This is a genomic window from Alteromonas sp. ABD4_190 (assembly GCF_056160105.1).
This window is the reverse complement of sequence record NZ_JBSWWN010000001.1, coordinates 1860433-1875675: the sequence shown is the minus strand read 5'-3', so window position 1 is coordinate 1875675 and position 15243 is coordinate 1860433. Positions and strand designations below refer to the sequence as shown.

At 46.0% G+C, this 15243-nt stretch carries 15 protein-coding genes; 3 read left to right on the top strand and 12 right to left on the bottom strand.

Annotated elements, in window-relative coordinates; translation table 11 throughout:
* Positions 1-29 precede the first annotated feature (29 nt).
* Positions 30-2201, bottom strand: coding sequence for a DNA helicase II (gene uvrD, locus ACXAFM_RS08270; RefSeq protein ID WP_118490711.1), 2172 nt, complete (start codon positions 2199-2201; stop codon positions 30-32).
* 513 nt (positions 2202-2714) lie between these two features.
* Between uvrD and cysE the strand changes: the two genes are divergently transcribed.
* Positions 2715-3512 carry a serine O-acetyltransferase gene (gene cysE, locus ACXAFM_RS08265; protein WP_474828541.1) on the top strand — a complete coding sequence of 266 codons (798 nt, stop codon included), beginning with the start codon at positions 2715-2717 and terminating at the stop codon, positions 3510-3512.
* Positions 3513-3595: 83 nt separating this feature from the next.
* Here the strand turns inward: cysE and ACXAFM_RS08260 are convergent, their stop codons facing one another.
* Genes ACXAFM_RS08260 through ACXAFM_RS08225 form a run of 8 tightly spaced genes read right to left on the bottom strand, consistent with a single transcriptional unit; the run spans position 3596 to position 9921 of the window.
* A complete protein-coding gene (locus ACXAFM_RS08260) occupies positions 3596-4336 on the bottom strand; it encodes an HAD-IA family hydrolase (protein ID WP_474828539.1) in 741 nt (246 codons plus the stop codon).
* Positions 4337-4356: 20 nt separating this feature from the next.
* Complete coding sequence (xerC, locus tag ACXAFM_RS08255) at positions 4357-5277, bottom strand: tyrosine recombinase XerC (RefSeq protein WP_474828537.1); 921 nt, start codon at positions 5275-5277, stop codon at positions 4357-4359.
* Between the two features lie 5 nt (positions 5278-5282).
* The gene (locus ACXAFM_RS08250; protein ID WP_474828535.1) at positions 5283-5978 is read right to left on the bottom strand and encodes a DUF484 family protein; all 696 of its coding nucleotides are present in this window, start codon (positions 5976-5978) and stop codon (positions 5283-5285) included.
* Positions 5975-6805: a diaminopimelate epimerase gene (gene dapF / locus ACXAFM_RS08245; protein WP_474828533.1), complete on the bottom strand. Its 831-nt coding sequence runs from the start codon at positions 6803-6805 to the stop codon at positions 5975-5977. Before dapF ends, ACXAFM_RS08250 begins: the two co-directional genes overlap by 4 nt.
* Before the next feature lie 35 nt (positions 6806-6840).
* Positions 6841-8091 carry a diaminopimelate decarboxylase gene (gene lysA, locus ACXAFM_RS08240; RefSeq protein ID WP_474828531.1) on the bottom strand — a complete coding sequence of 417 codons (1251 nt, stop codon included), beginning with the start codon at positions 8089-8091 and terminating at the stop codon, positions 6841-6843.
* Complete coding sequence (gene lptM, locus ACXAFM_RS08235) at positions 8091-8288, bottom strand: LPS translocon maturation chaperone LptM (RefSeq protein ID WP_474828529.1); 198 nt, start codon at positions 8286-8288, stop codon at positions 8091-8093. The genes lysA and lptM overlap by 1 nt, the downstream gene beginning before the upstream one ends.
* Before the next feature lie 51 nt (positions 8289-8339).
* Positions 8340-9407 carry an MJ1255/VC2487 family glycosyltransferase gene (locus tag ACXAFM_RS08230; RefSeq protein WP_474828527.1) on the bottom strand — a complete coding sequence of 356 codons (1068 nt, stop codon included), beginning with the start codon at positions 9405-9407 and terminating at the stop codon, positions 8340-8342.
* A 1-nt stretch (position 9408) separates the two neighbouring features.
* Positions 9409-9921 carry a phosphatase PAP2 family protein gene (locus ACXAFM_RS08225; protein WP_167483156.1) on the bottom strand — a complete coding sequence of 171 codons (513 nt, stop codon included), beginning with the start codon at positions 9919-9921 and terminating at the stop codon, positions 9409-9411.
* A 366-nt stretch (positions 9922-10287) separates the two neighbouring features.
* On the opposite strand from ACXAFM_RS08225, the gene rraA reads away from it, so the two are divergent.
* Positions 10288-10773, top strand: a complete 486-nt coding sequence (gene rraA, locus ACXAFM_RS08220) for a ribonuclease E activity regulator RraA (RefSeq protein WP_474828524.1) — start codon at positions 10288-10290, stop codon at positions 10771-10773.
* 146 nt (positions 10774-10919) lie between these two features.
* Here the strand turns inward: rraA and ACXAFM_RS08215 are convergent, their stop codons facing one another.
* From ACXAFM_RS08215 to mpl, 3 genes are all read right to left on the bottom strand, one after another.
* Positions 10920-11729, bottom strand: a complete 810-nt coding sequence (locus tag ACXAFM_RS08215) for a S1/P1 nuclease (protein WP_474828522.1) — start codon at positions 11727-11729, stop codon at positions 10920-10922.
* 2 nt (positions 11730-11731) lie between these two features.
* Positions 11732-12364, bottom strand: coding sequence for a flavin prenyltransferase UbiX (locus ACXAFM_RS08210; RefSeq protein WP_283629947.1), 633 nt, complete (start codon positions 12362-12364; stop codon positions 11732-11734).
* 72 nt (positions 12365-12436) lie between these two features.
* Entirely contained in the window at positions 12437-13795 is a 1359-nt protein-coding gene (mpl, locus tag ACXAFM_RS08205; RefSeq protein WP_474828508.1) for a UDP-N-acetylmuramate:L-alanyl-gamma-D-glutamyl-meso-diaminopimelate ligase, read from the bottom strand.
* Between the two features lie 309 nt (positions 13796-14104).
* Here mpl and ACXAFM_RS08200 point away from each other — a divergent pair, with 309 nt between their 5' ends.
* Positions 14105-15082: a class 1 fructose-bisphosphatase gene (locus ACXAFM_RS08200; RefSeq protein WP_474828506.1), complete on the top strand. Its 978-nt coding sequence runs from the start codon at positions 14105-14107 to the stop codon at positions 15080-15082.
* Positions 15083-15243: the final 161 nt, after the last annotated feature.

Below are 15243 nucleotides of genomic sequence, written 5' to 3'. Positions count from 1 at the left end.
GAGTAAGGCTACCTTGCCAATTAATGATGTTACGCTTTCTCCAGCTTTGCGTAAGCAAGTACCAGCCATTTGCTACCAAATTCGTCGAAGTTTACTTGAACGCGGCCATGCTCACCACTCCCTTCATAGTTAAGCACAATCCCTTCGCCGAATTTACGGTGCACTACGCGCTCACCTAAACTGAAGCCTGTTTCTTCAAAACTGGCGTGCGAGGTTGCTTGACTAAAGCGGTTATGTACTGGTCTTGAGATTGTTGATTTAAGCCTAACTTCTTCCACACAATCTGCTGGCATCTCGCGAATAAAGCGCGACGCCGTATGATACTTATCTTGACCATATAATCGACGACTTTCTGCGTAAGTAATATACAACTTTTGCATAGCGCGAGTCATACCAACATAGCAAAGTCTACGCTCTTCTTCCATTCGACCTGGTTCGTCGTTGGTCATCTGGCTAGGGAACATACCTTCTTCCACGCCGGCTAGGAACACCAGTGGAAACTCAAGACCTTTGGCAGTGTGGATAGTCATCATCTGCACCGCATCTTGGTCTTTATCCGCCTGAGTTTCGCCCGCTTCAAGCGAAGCGTGGGCCAAAAACGCGGCTAAAGGCGACATCTCTTCGGCTTCTTCGGGCACGATAAAGGTTTTACATGCACTGACTAGTTCTTCTAAGTTTTCTAGTCGAGCCTGGGCCTTTTCTCCGCGTTCTGCTTGGTACATGGCGTACAGACCAGATTGACGAATCGCTTTGTCGGCTTGCTGATCAAGCGGCTCATCTAACGTGGCTTGCTCAAGCTCTGTAATTAGTAATACAAAGCTTTGCATCGCGTTTAATGCACGGCCCTTAAACCCACCTTCGTTTATAAGCAACTGGCTGGCTTGCCACATAGAACAGTTATGCATGCGTGCAGTGTCGCGCACTTGCGAAAGAGTTTTCTCACCAATACCGCGGCTTGGGGTGTTTACCACGCGCTCGAAGGCAGCGTCATCGTGAGGGTGACTTACCATGCGCATATAGCCAAGGGCATCTTTTATTTCTTGGCGTTCGAAGAAGCGCAAACCGCCGTAAATGCGATACGCCAGCCCTTCGTGTAGCAAGGCTTCTTCCAGTACTCGAGACTGGGCGTTGTTCCTGTAAAGAATGGCAGTGTCGCTAAGGGCGTTGCCTTGGTTTAGCCAGTCTTTGATTTTAGACACGATAAAGCGCGCTTCATCTAGCTCGTTGAAGCCCGCATAAACAGAAATCAGCTCACCTTGCGCATCTTCCGTCCACAACTCTTTGCCTAAACGGCCTGTATTATTGTCGATAACCGTATTCGCTGCTTTTAGAATGTTCCCGGTAGAACGGTAATTCTGCTCAAGGCGAATAGTGGTAGGCTCATTAAAGTCTTTTAGAAAATGCTGAATATTATCTACGTTTGCGCCTCGCCAGCCGTAAATAGACTGGTCGTCGTCGCCAACAATCATAATATTGTTATTGTCGCCGCTACACAGCATGCGAAGCCATGCATATTGGATATTGTTGGTATCTTGGAACTCGTCAACTAACACAGCACGGAAACGGCGTTGATAGTGCGCCAACACTTCAGGATTCTTTGCCCATAACTCATGAGCGCGTAGCAATAGTTCGGCAAAATCAACCAAGCCTGAGCGGTCGCAGGCGTCCTGATATGCCGCATAGACTTCACGCATGGTCTTTTGGATATGATCGCCGTGAGTCTCGATGTGCTGAGGGCGCAGGCCTTCGTCTTTATTGCCGTTTATGTACCACTGAATTTGACGAGGGGCCCAATGCTTTTCGTCCAGGTTCATGGCCTTCAGAATACGGCGAATGAGTCGATACTGATCGTCAGAATCAATGATCTGAAAGTTTTCAGGCAAATTAGCTTCAGCGTGATGCGCGCGTAATAGGCGGTGTGCAAGCCCGTGGAAGGTACCAATCCACATGTTGTGTAGGCTGCGACCCATCAACGACTCAATACGGCCGCGCATCTCTTTGGCGGCTTTATTTGTAAACGTCACTGCCAAAATAGAAAAAGGGGCGATGTTTTCGACTTCCATCAACCACGCGATGCGATGCACTAATACGCGGGTTTTACCACTACCAGCGCCAGCTAATACTAGGGCATTTGATAATGGGGCTGCTACTGCTTCACGCTGTTTGTCGTTAAGCTCGTCTAGCAGTCGAGATACATCCATAGTGTGGTACCTGTTAGTTGATAGTGTTGTACATTCAGCAGCGGGCTATTATGCCATCTGACTGTTAATTTATACAGTCCAGTTTTTCAGCCCTTTTCGTTAAATAAGAACGCAGTTATTTGCCAAGTTAAGCTTTGTGTTTATGCGAGTCTCTTAATGAAAGAAACGGACGCTTTAACCGTTCTAATTGAGTAGTGACAGAGCCTAGTGTGGTCGACGTAAGGCTCAAAGGTACACAAATGAAAGATACAGTTATTAGCTATAACGAATTAATACGATAAATTGATCGAATTATGCGCTTGGCAGGTATCACATCGGTATTGCATCACGCCAAACTCGGGTAAACTTTCTGCTCTCTTAATTCGGCTACCTCTGCGCTTTCTTACAGGGCGAGTGTTAGCAAAAGAGTTAAGCCATTTTAGGCAAGTTAAAAAAAGCACACGGCCCCAACTTTTTAACGACATACATTGGCACAAAAACAGCTAATTAACAGCACACTAACGGGACATGCTCATGACCGCACTTTCTACGCCCATCGATTTCTGGTCGACGCTCAAACAAGAAGCGCAAATTGTTGCTGACAACGAACCATTGCTATCTAGCTATGTGCACGCCAGTGTTCTTGCTCATCATAATTTCGAATCGTCGCTAAGCTTTATTCTGTCAAACAAAATGGCAGATGACGTGATGCCTGCGATTGCTATACGTGAGGTGTTCGACGAAGCCTACTTGTTAGAGCCTGGCATTAGCGAGGCAGCCATTGCTGACATAATGGCGATTAATGCGCGAGATGCCGCAGTGAACGACTACCTTACTCCTTTACTGCACTTTAAAGGTTTCCACGCCGTTCAGGTGCATAGAATGGCGCACTACCTTTGGGTTCACGGGCGCCACCAGTTAGCCTTATTTTTGCAAAGCCGCAACTCGGCAAGTTTTGGTGTAGATATACATCCTGCTGCACGAATTGGTAAGGGCGTTATGTTCGATCACGCGACTGGTATTGTGGTGGGTGAGACAGCGGTAGTAGAAGATAATGTTTCTATTCTTCAAAGTGTCACCCTTGGCGGTACGGGTAATGAGTCGGGCGACCGTCACCCTAAAATTCGCCAGGGTGTGTTAATTGGCGCAGGTGCCAAGATCCTAGGAAATATCGAAATAGGCGAAGGCTCAAAAGTTGGCGCAGGTAGCGTTGTATTAAATAGCGTACCAGCCCACGTTACCGTGGTGGGCGTTCCAGCAAAGGTGGTTGGGAGACCGGTTTGTCAAAGCCCTTGTGAATCCATGCGCCAAAACGTCCTAGAAGATAACTAAAATATGGGGTCAGAGTACATTTCCCCTTTTACACTTCGTAAAAGTTTAAAGTACTCTGACCCCGTTATTCATGACCCCATTATTCATAGGAAGTGGGTTAACTCTTTGAGGTTGTCTAGTGCTACGTGAGGCAATACGCTTACAGGTTCGTTGGCTAGCGTCATGGGTCTGTTACAGGCAAACCATGCAGCTTGGAAGCCAGCGTTAATTGCACCTTGGACGTCCTTTATGATGTTATCGCCTACGTGAAGAATATGTTTCGGTGCAATTTGTAAACGTGCTGCGGCTTCATCAAACATATCGCGGGCTGGTTTCATCGGCCGTGTTGTACTGGCGTGAAGAATAGATTCAAAATAACCTTCAATGCCTATTTTTTCTGCGTTTACATTGCCGTTAGTAATGCCGATAAGCGGTAATTTACTACTAATTGTTTTAAGTGCTGCGTGTACCTCATCAGCCAATTTAAAGTCGCTTCTAGCGTCGTAAAAGCAGTTAAAGCAAGCTTCTACCGCATCACTAAGTTCGCCGGTGTTGGTCACATCTGTTTTTAACGTTTCGGGAGCCGTATTCGATAGTGCTGCGGTTAGCACTACACGGCGAAGCTGCCCCATGTCAGAGGCTAAGCGCGGGTCCTTTTTTATGGCAGCTCGCTTTAGTGCTGACCAGTCGTTTGGGGAGAGCGCGGCGGCTGACTTGTGGTGTTTTGCAATATGCGCTTGAAGCGCTTCTTCGGCCCGTCGAATAATAGGTTCGTTATTGTAAAGGGTGTCGTCAAGGTCAAAGGTCATCGCCTCGACTTTGTTAATAGACCTGAAAAACTGCATGGTGAAACCTTAGGTTAGTATTACTTTTTGCGTGCCCGCGGATGAGCCGCATCATAAACGTTGGCGAGATGCTGGAAGTCGAGGTGAGTATAAACTTGTGTTGTCGATAAGTTAGCGTGACCTAACAGCTCTTGAACCGCACGCAAATCGCCACTAGATTCTAATACGTGAGTAGCGAAAGAATGGCGCAGTTTGTGGGGGCTTACTTTCTGCGATAGCGATTGATCTTTAGCCATCTTGTCCAAGCGATTGGCGACCTGCCTGTTTGATATTCGGGTTTTGCGCTTACTCACAAAGACCGCACTTTCGTAAGGCGATGCGTAGGCAGGGCGCACTTTTAACCAGGCATTTAGCGCTTTTTGCGCATGTCGGCCTAATGGGAGTATCCGTTGCTTACTTCCTTTACCCATGACCTTCACCGTACCGTCTTTTAGACAGTCGGCTAAATTAAGCCCAGTAAGTTCGCTTAAGCGTAGGCCACAGCCATATAGCAGTTCAAACATAGCTACATCCCTTAACTGCATGCCTTCATCATCGTCACTGCTTTGAGGCGACGCATTAAGTAACTGCTGCATCTCATCTACGCTAAGCTGCTTAGGTAATGGCTTTCCCTGTTTAGGAGCTTGAATGCCCTCAACAGGGTTGCTGAATAGCTGCTGGTGGTCAATAAGGTACTGACAGAAGGTTCTAAGTGCTGACAGTCTAAGTGCAATACTGCGCGCGCTGTGCCCAGACATTTTGGCATCAGCCATAACGCGCTTAATATCACTGGGCGTGAGCCCTGACCATTCGTAAATCCCAAGGAGCTTAGCCACTTCGGTTAGCTGGCGCTGGTAATTTTTGATGGTGTGAGGAGATAGCCCACGCTCCACCTGAAGATGAAGCAGAAACTTATCTAGCCATTGCTGGCAGGGTTCGCTGATTAAGGCGTCCGTAGACACTTCACCTAATATCCCATCATTTCAGGCAAGATAATATTAAGCACTTGCTGAAGTTGCTGAAGCAAAAGGGTATCCATGTCTGGAGTAAAGTGGCTGGCATCGCTGCTGCTGATGCCCAAAATGCCTAACTCTCGGTTATCACCAAGCAACATTAGCGCTACAGATTCTGCAGAGCTTTCGCCGAAAAGAAGTTGACGTTCGTGCTGTGACAAACGGCCAAAAAAGAAGTTGGTATTCTTAAAGCGCTTCTCTGTGAACAAACGTTGTTGCAGCTCAGGAATAGCGTGGGGGCCTTTAAAGCTTTTTATTACAGCAGAGGACAACTGCAAACGCTCTTGTAATATATCTTCCAACGTAAACTGCACTTCGGCAACACTTTCGCAGCGTAGTAGCTGCACGTTTAAGTCGGTATAAACGCGATATATTTTTTCGTTCTGCTTAGCGATGGTAACTAGCTGATTCAGTTTGAAGTTAAGCTGTCTGACCTTTTGTCTTAACTGGTCACTTTGAATTTCAACAAGTGAAACACTGCCTTTGTGTTCGTGGGGAAGCTTAATTTTTTCGAGAAGGTCGGCATGCTCGGCAAAGAACTCAGGATTTTGTAGTAAGAACGCGCGCACATCAGCACTCGACAATTCCGTCGTGTCGTTAAATGGCTCAATTAATTGCGTGGCGTTAGATTGCCCAGATACTTCACTCATAAATTTATATGTCCGTCATATACGTGTTCGGCAGGTCCTGTCATTTTTAACACGTTATCTGGGCCAGGCCAGCGTATACGTAAACTGCCTCCGGGCAAGTCTACCCGTACATCTTTACTCAATTTACCCTGTATTTGACCAATTGCAACTGCTGCACATGCACCGCTGCCGCAGGCCAAGGTTTCACCTGAACCACGCTCAAATACGCGAAGTTTGATATAAGACTCGTTAATTATCTGCATAAAGCCCACGTTTACGCCTTCGGGAAAGCGTTCGTGCTTTTCAACAAGCGGACCAATTTCGGCTACATTGGCCGTATCAACGTCGTCAACTTCCATAACGCAATGGGGGTTGCCCATTGACGCTGATCCGATAAACAAGGTGCGTTCGCCCACACGCAGAATATAGGTATTCTCTTGCTTGTTGGCTGTAAGTGGAATATTCGCAGGCTCAAACTCCGGTTTGCCCATGTTAACGGTCACTTGGCCGTCTTTCTCCAAATAAAGCACCATCTTACCTGCTTTGGTGCTCACCACTATCTTATTGCGGTTAATCAGGCCTTTTTGCTTAACAAAGCGCGCAAAACAACGAGCGCCATTGCCGCATTGCTCTACTTCTGAGCCGTCAGCATTGAAGATGCGATAGTGGAAGTCTTGTTCAGGGTCGTATGGTGGTTCTACCATCAACAGCTGGTCGAAGCCAATGCCGAAGTTTCGGTTAGCTAATTGCTGAATTTTTTCTTTAGAGAAAAAGACGTTTTGAGTAACGTTATCAATAACCATGAAATCGTTACCCAAGCCGTGCATTTTAGAAAATTGAACCTGCATTAAACGCGCATCTATCTTGTTAGTTTGTCTCTAGTTTACGGAAGTTTGTGCTCACCTTGCCAGAGATCTTTTTGTTTTTCTCTTTCGCGAACCACAATTGCTTTGTCTCCGTCTACCATAATCTCGGCTGGACGGCAGCGGCTGTTGTAGTTTGACGCCATCACAAAACCATAGGCTCCGGCGCTGCGAACTGCAAGTAAGTCGGTAGGCTCAATGGCTAATTCTCGGTCTTTACCTATAAAGTCACCGGTTTCACAGACAGGTCCTACAACGTCATAGGTGCGAGGCGTTGCCGTGCTTCCTTCTTTCACAGGAATAATATTTTGCCACGCTGAGTAAAGCGCAGGGCGCAATAAATCGTTCATTGCAGCATCGACAATCGCAAAGCTCTTCTCTTCACCTTCTTTGATAAATTCAACTTCGGTGACCAGGATTCCAGCGTTAGCTGCAATAGCTCGACCAGGTTCAAGGATTAACTTAAGGTTTTCACGGCCTACCATTTTTTCAGCCATGGCTTGTGCGTAGGCTTTAGGATGAGGCGGTTGCTCGTCGTTATAAGTTACGCCAAGACCACCACCTACATCTAAGTGCTCAATATTAATGTTGCGCTCAGCCAGTTCATCAATAAGCAGAAGCAGACGCTCTAGCGCATCTACAAACGGACCAATTTCAGTGAGCTGCGAGCCAATATGGCAGTCCATACCAACCACATTTAGGTTAGGCAGGGAGGCGGCTAATTCATAGGTAGCAATCGCGCGTTCTCGGGCAATACCAAATTTATTCGCTTTCAACCCTGTAGAAATATAAGGGTGAGTTTTGGCATCTACATCGGGGTTTATGCGCAGTGAAATAGGGGCTTTCACGCCCATCTCGCCCGCAACCTGGTTAATTCGATGAAGCTCTGGCTCTGATTCTACGTTGAAACACATGATGCCTTGCTCTAGCGCATAGCGAATTTCGTCGTGTTTTTTACCTACGCCTGAAAATACCACTTTGCTAGCATCGCCACCGGCTTCGATTACACGGGCCAGTTCACCTGCTGAAACGATGTCAAAGCCTGAACCTAATTTGGCTAGAACACTTAACACACCGATATTTGAGTTCGCTTTTACGGCGTAACAAACAAGGTGAGGGTGTTCACCAATAGCATCATTAAAGGCGTGCCAATGGCGCTCTAACGTAGCGCGAGAATAAATATATACCGGCGTTCCGTGCTGGGCTGTAATATCAGAAACAGACACTTGTTCAGCATGCAGCTGACCTTGGCTGTAGGCGAAAAAATCCACTAGTTCAGCTCTCCAGAAGTAGTTGCGGGGGATGGGGTGTTGGCGCTTGATGAAGCCTCAGCTTCTGCATTTTTAGAAGACGCTGGTTCAGCAGATGTGTTTTGTGCAGGCGCCTCAGGAATGTAGAGCGCCCCTTTGTACCCACAGCCACACAATGCTGAGAGTGTTAGCAAGAAAACAACAGACTTTTTAAGCACGAAAAATCCCGCAAAGAATACGACAAATGCCGCTATCATCGCATTGCGGTGTTAAATTGCAAGAGCCAATAATCGTTCTTGTGTTTTATCACCGTAATGAACGTTTTTCCAAAGTGTGTCGCATAGGCTCTTGGTATCAGAAAAGTCTTTATTTTTGAGCCAGTCGATGAGTATGTTTGGATTGTCAGGAAAGGCTATCGCTTCGTTTTCGGGCGCCTCAAGCCATTCTTCTACAATATCGGTGTCGAGTTGAAAAAGGGTCTGGCATAAATCCAGTTTATTCAGGGTTAGTACGTTGGACAGCTGCTCGAACTGGCCATGTAAGGGCTTAATGAGCAGTTTTTTTCCTAACTGAAGTGCTTCACTTGATAGCTCAAAGCCGCCATTAGCAATTACACCACTAGCGTGCTGAAGCGCTTTTTGAAAATGCTTTTTGGACGTGGGGTGCCAATGAATGTGGCCCACTTCTTTTGCTTCATCAATATTAGGATGGAAACACTCAAATACTTGATCGCTTAGCGGCTCAAGCATCTGTTGAATATCTTCGATATCTTCAAACGGCAGGTAAACTAAAACATGGCCATTACCTGAAGACGTTATTGGCTTTTCAGCAACGAAAGGCGGGATGATAGGCTGATTGAAATGATACCAATGCACGCCTAGCTGTAAATCGGTAGGCGCAAACATTTTCATGAGCACGGTATCAAATATGGTATTCCCGCTTTTCGGCACATTATAAGCAAACGCCGCTTGGTGGCTGATAGAAATAGACGGTAAGCCTTGCTTTTTTGCTGCCCACGCCGTTACCGGTTCAAAGTCGTTAACCAGCAAATCGTAATCGCGAGTATCGAATGCTTTAATATCTTTATTTAGCTGACGAATGTTGGCTTCTTTCACCGTAGACCATTTGTCTACTCGTCCGCTTTTCGTAATGAAACTAAGTCCTTTATATGTTCGGTATCCTCCGAACACTTCCATATCAAAATATTTTTCAGGGGCGCGGCCGGTAAAAACAAAGTCAACACTAATGTCATCCCGCTGCGCTAGTGCGGCGGCCATGATTCGTGCTCGGGCAATATGCCCATTTCCGGTGCCTTGCACACCATACAATAATTTCATACTACCCCAGAATTGAAATACTTAGTGTCGCGATAGTTACGCCTAGCAGTGATCCTGCGACCACATCAGAAGGATAATGTACACCTAATAACACTCGTGATAGCCCGATAAGCGCCGCCCAACTGTAAGCAAGTAAGGCAAATGGCGGGTAATAGTGCGCCACGATACAAGCCATTAATGTTGCGGCCGCAGTGTGGCCTGAGGGAAGTGAAAACTTATCCGACGGCGTGACATGTGCTGTTAAATTCATTAGAAAATCGCAAGGGCGCGGGCGCTTGAACATTTTCTTAAGCAGCACATAGATGGGTAATTCCAGCGCATATGCCATCAGCGCCGTATAGAGGAAAAGCTCACCGTGTTCAGGCTCAAACGCCCAAAGCAACATGCCAATGACGAAGTATAAATAGCCGTCACCTGTTTTTGATAGCCACACAATACTTCGGCAGTCTCTTTTTTGCGTCAGTTTGTAGAGGCGATAAAATAAGTCAGTGTCGTACTTGGTCAAGGATTTCATTAACATTGCCTTGTCCCCTATCGATTAATTACTGCACAGGCTAAAGTGCGTCTGTGAACAGTGGGTGACGGAAAAAAGAAACTTTTTTGACAACTCACGTGGTTTCTTTTTAGCCATGCACCCTTTGCTCAAACGGGGAAAATGATTATTAAACAAATTTTTTAGCAAAAGTATTTCAGCTGAATGTATGAAGCAAAATACGTGCTCATGTTGGCTATGGCTAGAGGAAAGTCTTGCATTTTAAACAAATGCGAAAAATTTAACGAAACGCGGTAAATCAACCGTTTGCATCATAAGATTTAATGCTATGCTAAGTTTTACTAGCTTAGAGCTTCAACGCTTCTCAATTTTAGTAAGGCAAAAAGAATGGAATACAACACATCTGAATTATGCGACTTGTTTGCTGATAGCGTAGACGTAGTAGATCCAATTTTCGCAAGCTTTGGTGGCCGTTATTCTTTCGGTGGTGAAATTACCACTATTAAATGCTTTGAAGATAGAGGTCTTATTGACCGTGTACTTGCTCAGCCTGGCGCGGGTAAAGTGCTGCTGATAGATGGCGGTGGTTCAAGCCGCCGTGCGTTATTTGATGCATCATCTGCTCAAATTGCTATCGATAACGATTGGGAAGCTGTTGTGATTTACGGGAGTGTGCGGGAAGTCGATAGCCTTGCTGAACTGGACATTGGCGTGTTGGCTGTTGCAGCAATCCCTGTGAATGCTGAGTGCGAAAGCATAGGTGAGGTAGATGTCCCCGTTAACTTTGGTGGCGTTACGTTTCTACCTGAAGACCACCTATATGCTGATAGCACGGGTGTTATTCTTTCCCCCGAGCCGCTAGACTTAGATTAAAGTTAAACAGTAAGCAGAAGCTAGCTGCTTTAAGAATTAAAAAACGGAGGCGTATGCCTCCGTTTTTGTTTTAGGTACTTACGACATTCCCGAAACCTAGGTGAGGCGAATTAATCAGCCTTGGAGTAACTCGGGGTTGAGAAAAGCTATTTATTGGCCTCGTCAAACACCTTGTTTAAATACATAGCGATACGAATTCCCGCCATCTGCAAACGCTTTTTGGCAGTAGGTAGGTGATTGTATAAATAATCGTAGCTCATGTTGTTGGCGTCATCTGGATAAATAGTGTCGCGAATAGCGGTACTTTCCTCAATCCATACCATAGGGTCGGTGGTTGCCCAGCTTCGAATATCTTTTGAGTTAATGGTCTTTGTAAGCCATTCAGTCCATTCAGAATATGACAAGTCGCGCTGGTCTAACATTTGCGAATCCCACACACGGTGCAAGTTAGAATCTTGCCAGAAGAAGCGCACTTTTACATCGTTACCGCCACGATCGGTGCCGTTTCCAGCGTGAAGTGGTTGATGCAAGTCGCCGATAATATGCACGATAAATTGAAGGGCTAGACGTTTTTCTTCAATGCTAGCCGTATCGCTTTTTAAGGTTTCAGTAAATTGCTTTAAAGCGGTAACTGCATCACCTTGTTTTGGTGCGCCAACGTCTTTATAGGTCTTGCCCTCAGGTACAGAGACATAATGCCAAGGACTGGCCGTTTTCTGCCAAAATTCGCTTGGGTTAGAACGCATTTCATCGGCATGGGTTGAGGCTTCAGCCAAGGAGCCATGTGGCAGCAAATCCATAATTGCCGCTTGAGAAAGAGGGCTAAGATATTGCTCGGCAATAGCGCCCGTTACTCGGTGCCCGGTCTGACCCCAGCCGAAAGCAGGTGATGAAATGCACAATGTAAATAGCGTGCTCAGCGCAACTGCGCAAATCCTGTTTGCAAACGCGAACATGGTTAATCCTCAGAATGTTTGGAAGACTGATAGCCCCATCTTGCGACAAGAGACTGCTCAATACCTAAATGATCTAGTATGCGCGCCACAACAAAATCTACTAAGTCATCGATAGTCTTGGGGTTGTGATAAAAACCTGGCGCTGCAGGCATAATAGTAGCACCCATTTGCGAAAGCTTGAGCATATTTTCTAAATGAATAGAAGAAAGCGGCATCTCTCGCGGAACCAAAATAAGTTGGCCTCTTTCTTTTAACACCACATCTGCCGCACGCTCTATAAGGTTGTCACTCGCACCGATACTGATGGCAGACAAGGTGCCAGTAGAGCAGGGGCATACCACCATTTTGGCAGGCGCAGCTGAACCAGACGCAACTGGGGAAAACCATTCTTCTTTACCAAACACTTTTATTTGGTCGGGTTTGGCATCGCAATGTTCGGTAAAAAATGCGGCAGCGTCCTCAGGACGCCCGGGTATTTTTACATTTTCTTCAGTGGCAAAGACTACCTTTGCTGCGGAAGAGATAAGTACATACACTTGATAATCTGCATTAACCAGCGATTTCAAGAGTGTAAGTGCGTACGGTGCGCCAGATGCACCTGTGATAGCAAGTGTGACTTGCTTGTCGTGTTTCATTACATTGCCTCTGTAGACACTACGTCTTAGTGTTAGCTTTTTAGCTGTAGCTAATTCAAAGACTCGTGCTTTTTATACTTTAAATTTCGATTCTAAGGCATCTAAAAGTCGGCCGTGGATCCCTTCAAAGCCGCCGTTACTCATTACAAGTACGTGATCGCCTGGTTGTGCTACGTTGCAAACGCCTTGAACGATCTTCTCTACATCTTTGAAGCAGTGCGTAGGCGCATTGCTGTGCGCTACCGAATCAACTAACGACCAGTCCATACCTTCAGGTTCATAAAGGTAAACCTCATCGGCTTTTTGCCATGAATTCGCCAGTGTATCTTTATGCACGCCCATTTTCATGGTGTTTGAGCGCGGCTCTAGCACGGCTAATATACGCGCATTACCTACTTTTTTGCGCAGACCATCAAGTGTAGTCGCAATTGCAGTAGGGTGGTGTGCAAAGTCGTCATAAAGGGTGATGTTGTTTACTTCCCCCTTTACTTCCATGCGACGCTTAACATTCTTAAAAAATGATAAGGCGTCTATGGCATCAGGTAAGGTAACGCCTGCATGGTGGGCTGCTGCTATTGCCATAAGGGCATTATCTACATTGTGCTGACCTACAAGTGACCAAGTTACAGTTCCGGCTATAACGCCGTTATGTAATACATTGAATTCACTGCCGTCTTTTTTAAGTAGTTCAGCATGCCATTCTTTGCCTAACGATTGACGAGAAGACCAGCAGCCTTTCTTAAGCATATCTTCTATAGCAGGTGTACTGTCTGGTGTAAGAATAAGCCCATTTTCAGGCACCATGCGAACCAAATGGTGAAACTGAGTTTGGATAGCAGCAAGGTCAGCAAAAATATCTGCATGGTCAAACTCAAGGTTGTTAATGACCAAGGTTTTTGGGCGGTAGTGTACGAATTTAGAACGTTTATCGAAAAATGCGCTGTCGTACTCGTCAGCCTCTATCACGAAAAAAGGGCTTTCACCCACGCGCGCTGACACGCCAAAGTTTTCCGGTACGCCACCAATCAAATAGCCAGGATTGAGACCAGCGTGCTCTAAAATCCACGCGACCATGCTGCTGGTGGTGGTTTTACCGTGGGTACCTGAAAGCCCAATTACCCAACGGTCTTTTAGTAAGTTATCAAGTAGCCATTGCGGGCCGCTGGTATAAGGTAAATTGCGGTTTAACACGTACTCTACCGCCGGATTACCCCGCGACATGGCGTTACCAATCACTACCATGTCAGGTGCTGGATCAAATTGGCTTTCGCAATAGCCTTGGGTCAGCTCGATGCCTAGTGCTTCAAGCTGGGTGCTCATTGGTGGATAAACGTTTTTATCTGAGCCAGTAACTTTGTGGCCGAGTGTTTTAGCAATAGCGGCGATGCCACCCATAAAACTTCCACAAATGCCTAAAATATGTACATGCATAGCGCATTCTCAATGAATTTTCATGTTATAGGGGTACTTTATCAGAACCCTGCAACCTATAGATAATTCAATTTTTGTATTTCAACCTATGCTTCATGCCTTTAAATTACGCTCATCTTAGGATGTCTGCGGGATGCAAACTGGTATGGTGTGTGTATGTCATTGAACTGGTATGTTCCACTTCGCAGTGAACACGGTTACAATCTAACCACAGGCTTAAAACCTGTGTGTGCTTCAGATAAACGCCGGTAAGGAAAGCTGAGCGACTGCAAGTACAACACCCTACACACAAAAAAAGGCTTACATTCAATGAAACGTTTAAATTCCCAATTGCAACAAGACGGTGCACCGCTTGAGTTAATACTGCTCATTCGTACACTGCTAGCGGGCTGTAAAGAAATTTCTTTCCGCGTGAGTCAAGGCGCACTTGCTGGCGTGCTCGGTTCAACCCTTTCAGAAAACGTACAGGGCGAAACACAGAAAAAGCTCGACGTTATCTCAAACCATATTCTAAAGGACACGCTAAGGGAATCTGGCTATGTTAAAGCTATCTCGTCTGAAGAAGAAGACGATGTAGTACCGTGCAATCCGGAAGGTAACTACTTGGTAAGCTTCGATCCGCTAGACGGCTCGTCAAACACCGAAATTAACAGCCTAATCGGTACTATTTTCTCTATCACACATGCACCGCAGTGGATGAAGCCAGATGATCCATCTGCTTTCTTACAGCCGGGCACACAAATGGTTGCTGCAGGTTATGTGCTTTACGGCCCGTCTACAATGTTAGCGTTGACTACCGGTCGCGGTACGCATATCTATACCCTTGATAAAACTCACGGTGGCTTCCTTCTGACTCACCCGAATATTCAAGTGCCTGAAGAAACCACTGAGTTCTCAATTAACGCGTCGAACCAGCGTCATTGGGAACCGGCAATGCAGGCGTATGTTGCAGACCTGCTAGCAGGTAAAGAAGGCCCTCGCGGTAAAGACTTCAACATGCGTTGGGTAGCGGCAATGGTAGGTGATATTCATCGTTTGCTTTGTCGGGGCGGTATCTTTATGTATCCATTCGATAACAGAGACCCGTCTAAACCTGGCAAATTGCGTTTGCTTTATGAAGCCAACCCAATGGCATTTTTGATGGAGCAAGCTGGTGGTAAAGCTGAAACGGGTACTGGCCGAATTCTAGAAGTAATGCCTGAAGAAATTCATCAGCGCGTACCCTGCATTATCGGCTCGAAAGACGAAGTTGAAATGTGTTTAAGCTACAACGATAACGCGAAGTAACGAAAAAATGGCCCTTTAGGGTCATTTTTTATTAAAAAGCAGCAAAATTTAGCGAAAAATAAAGAGATTAGTACGACATGGGTCGTAAAGCGTTTTTATTTTGCTGCTGTCACCGTATACTTACGGCCAAAATTTTTAATCCATTATTGAAAGGACCTAAG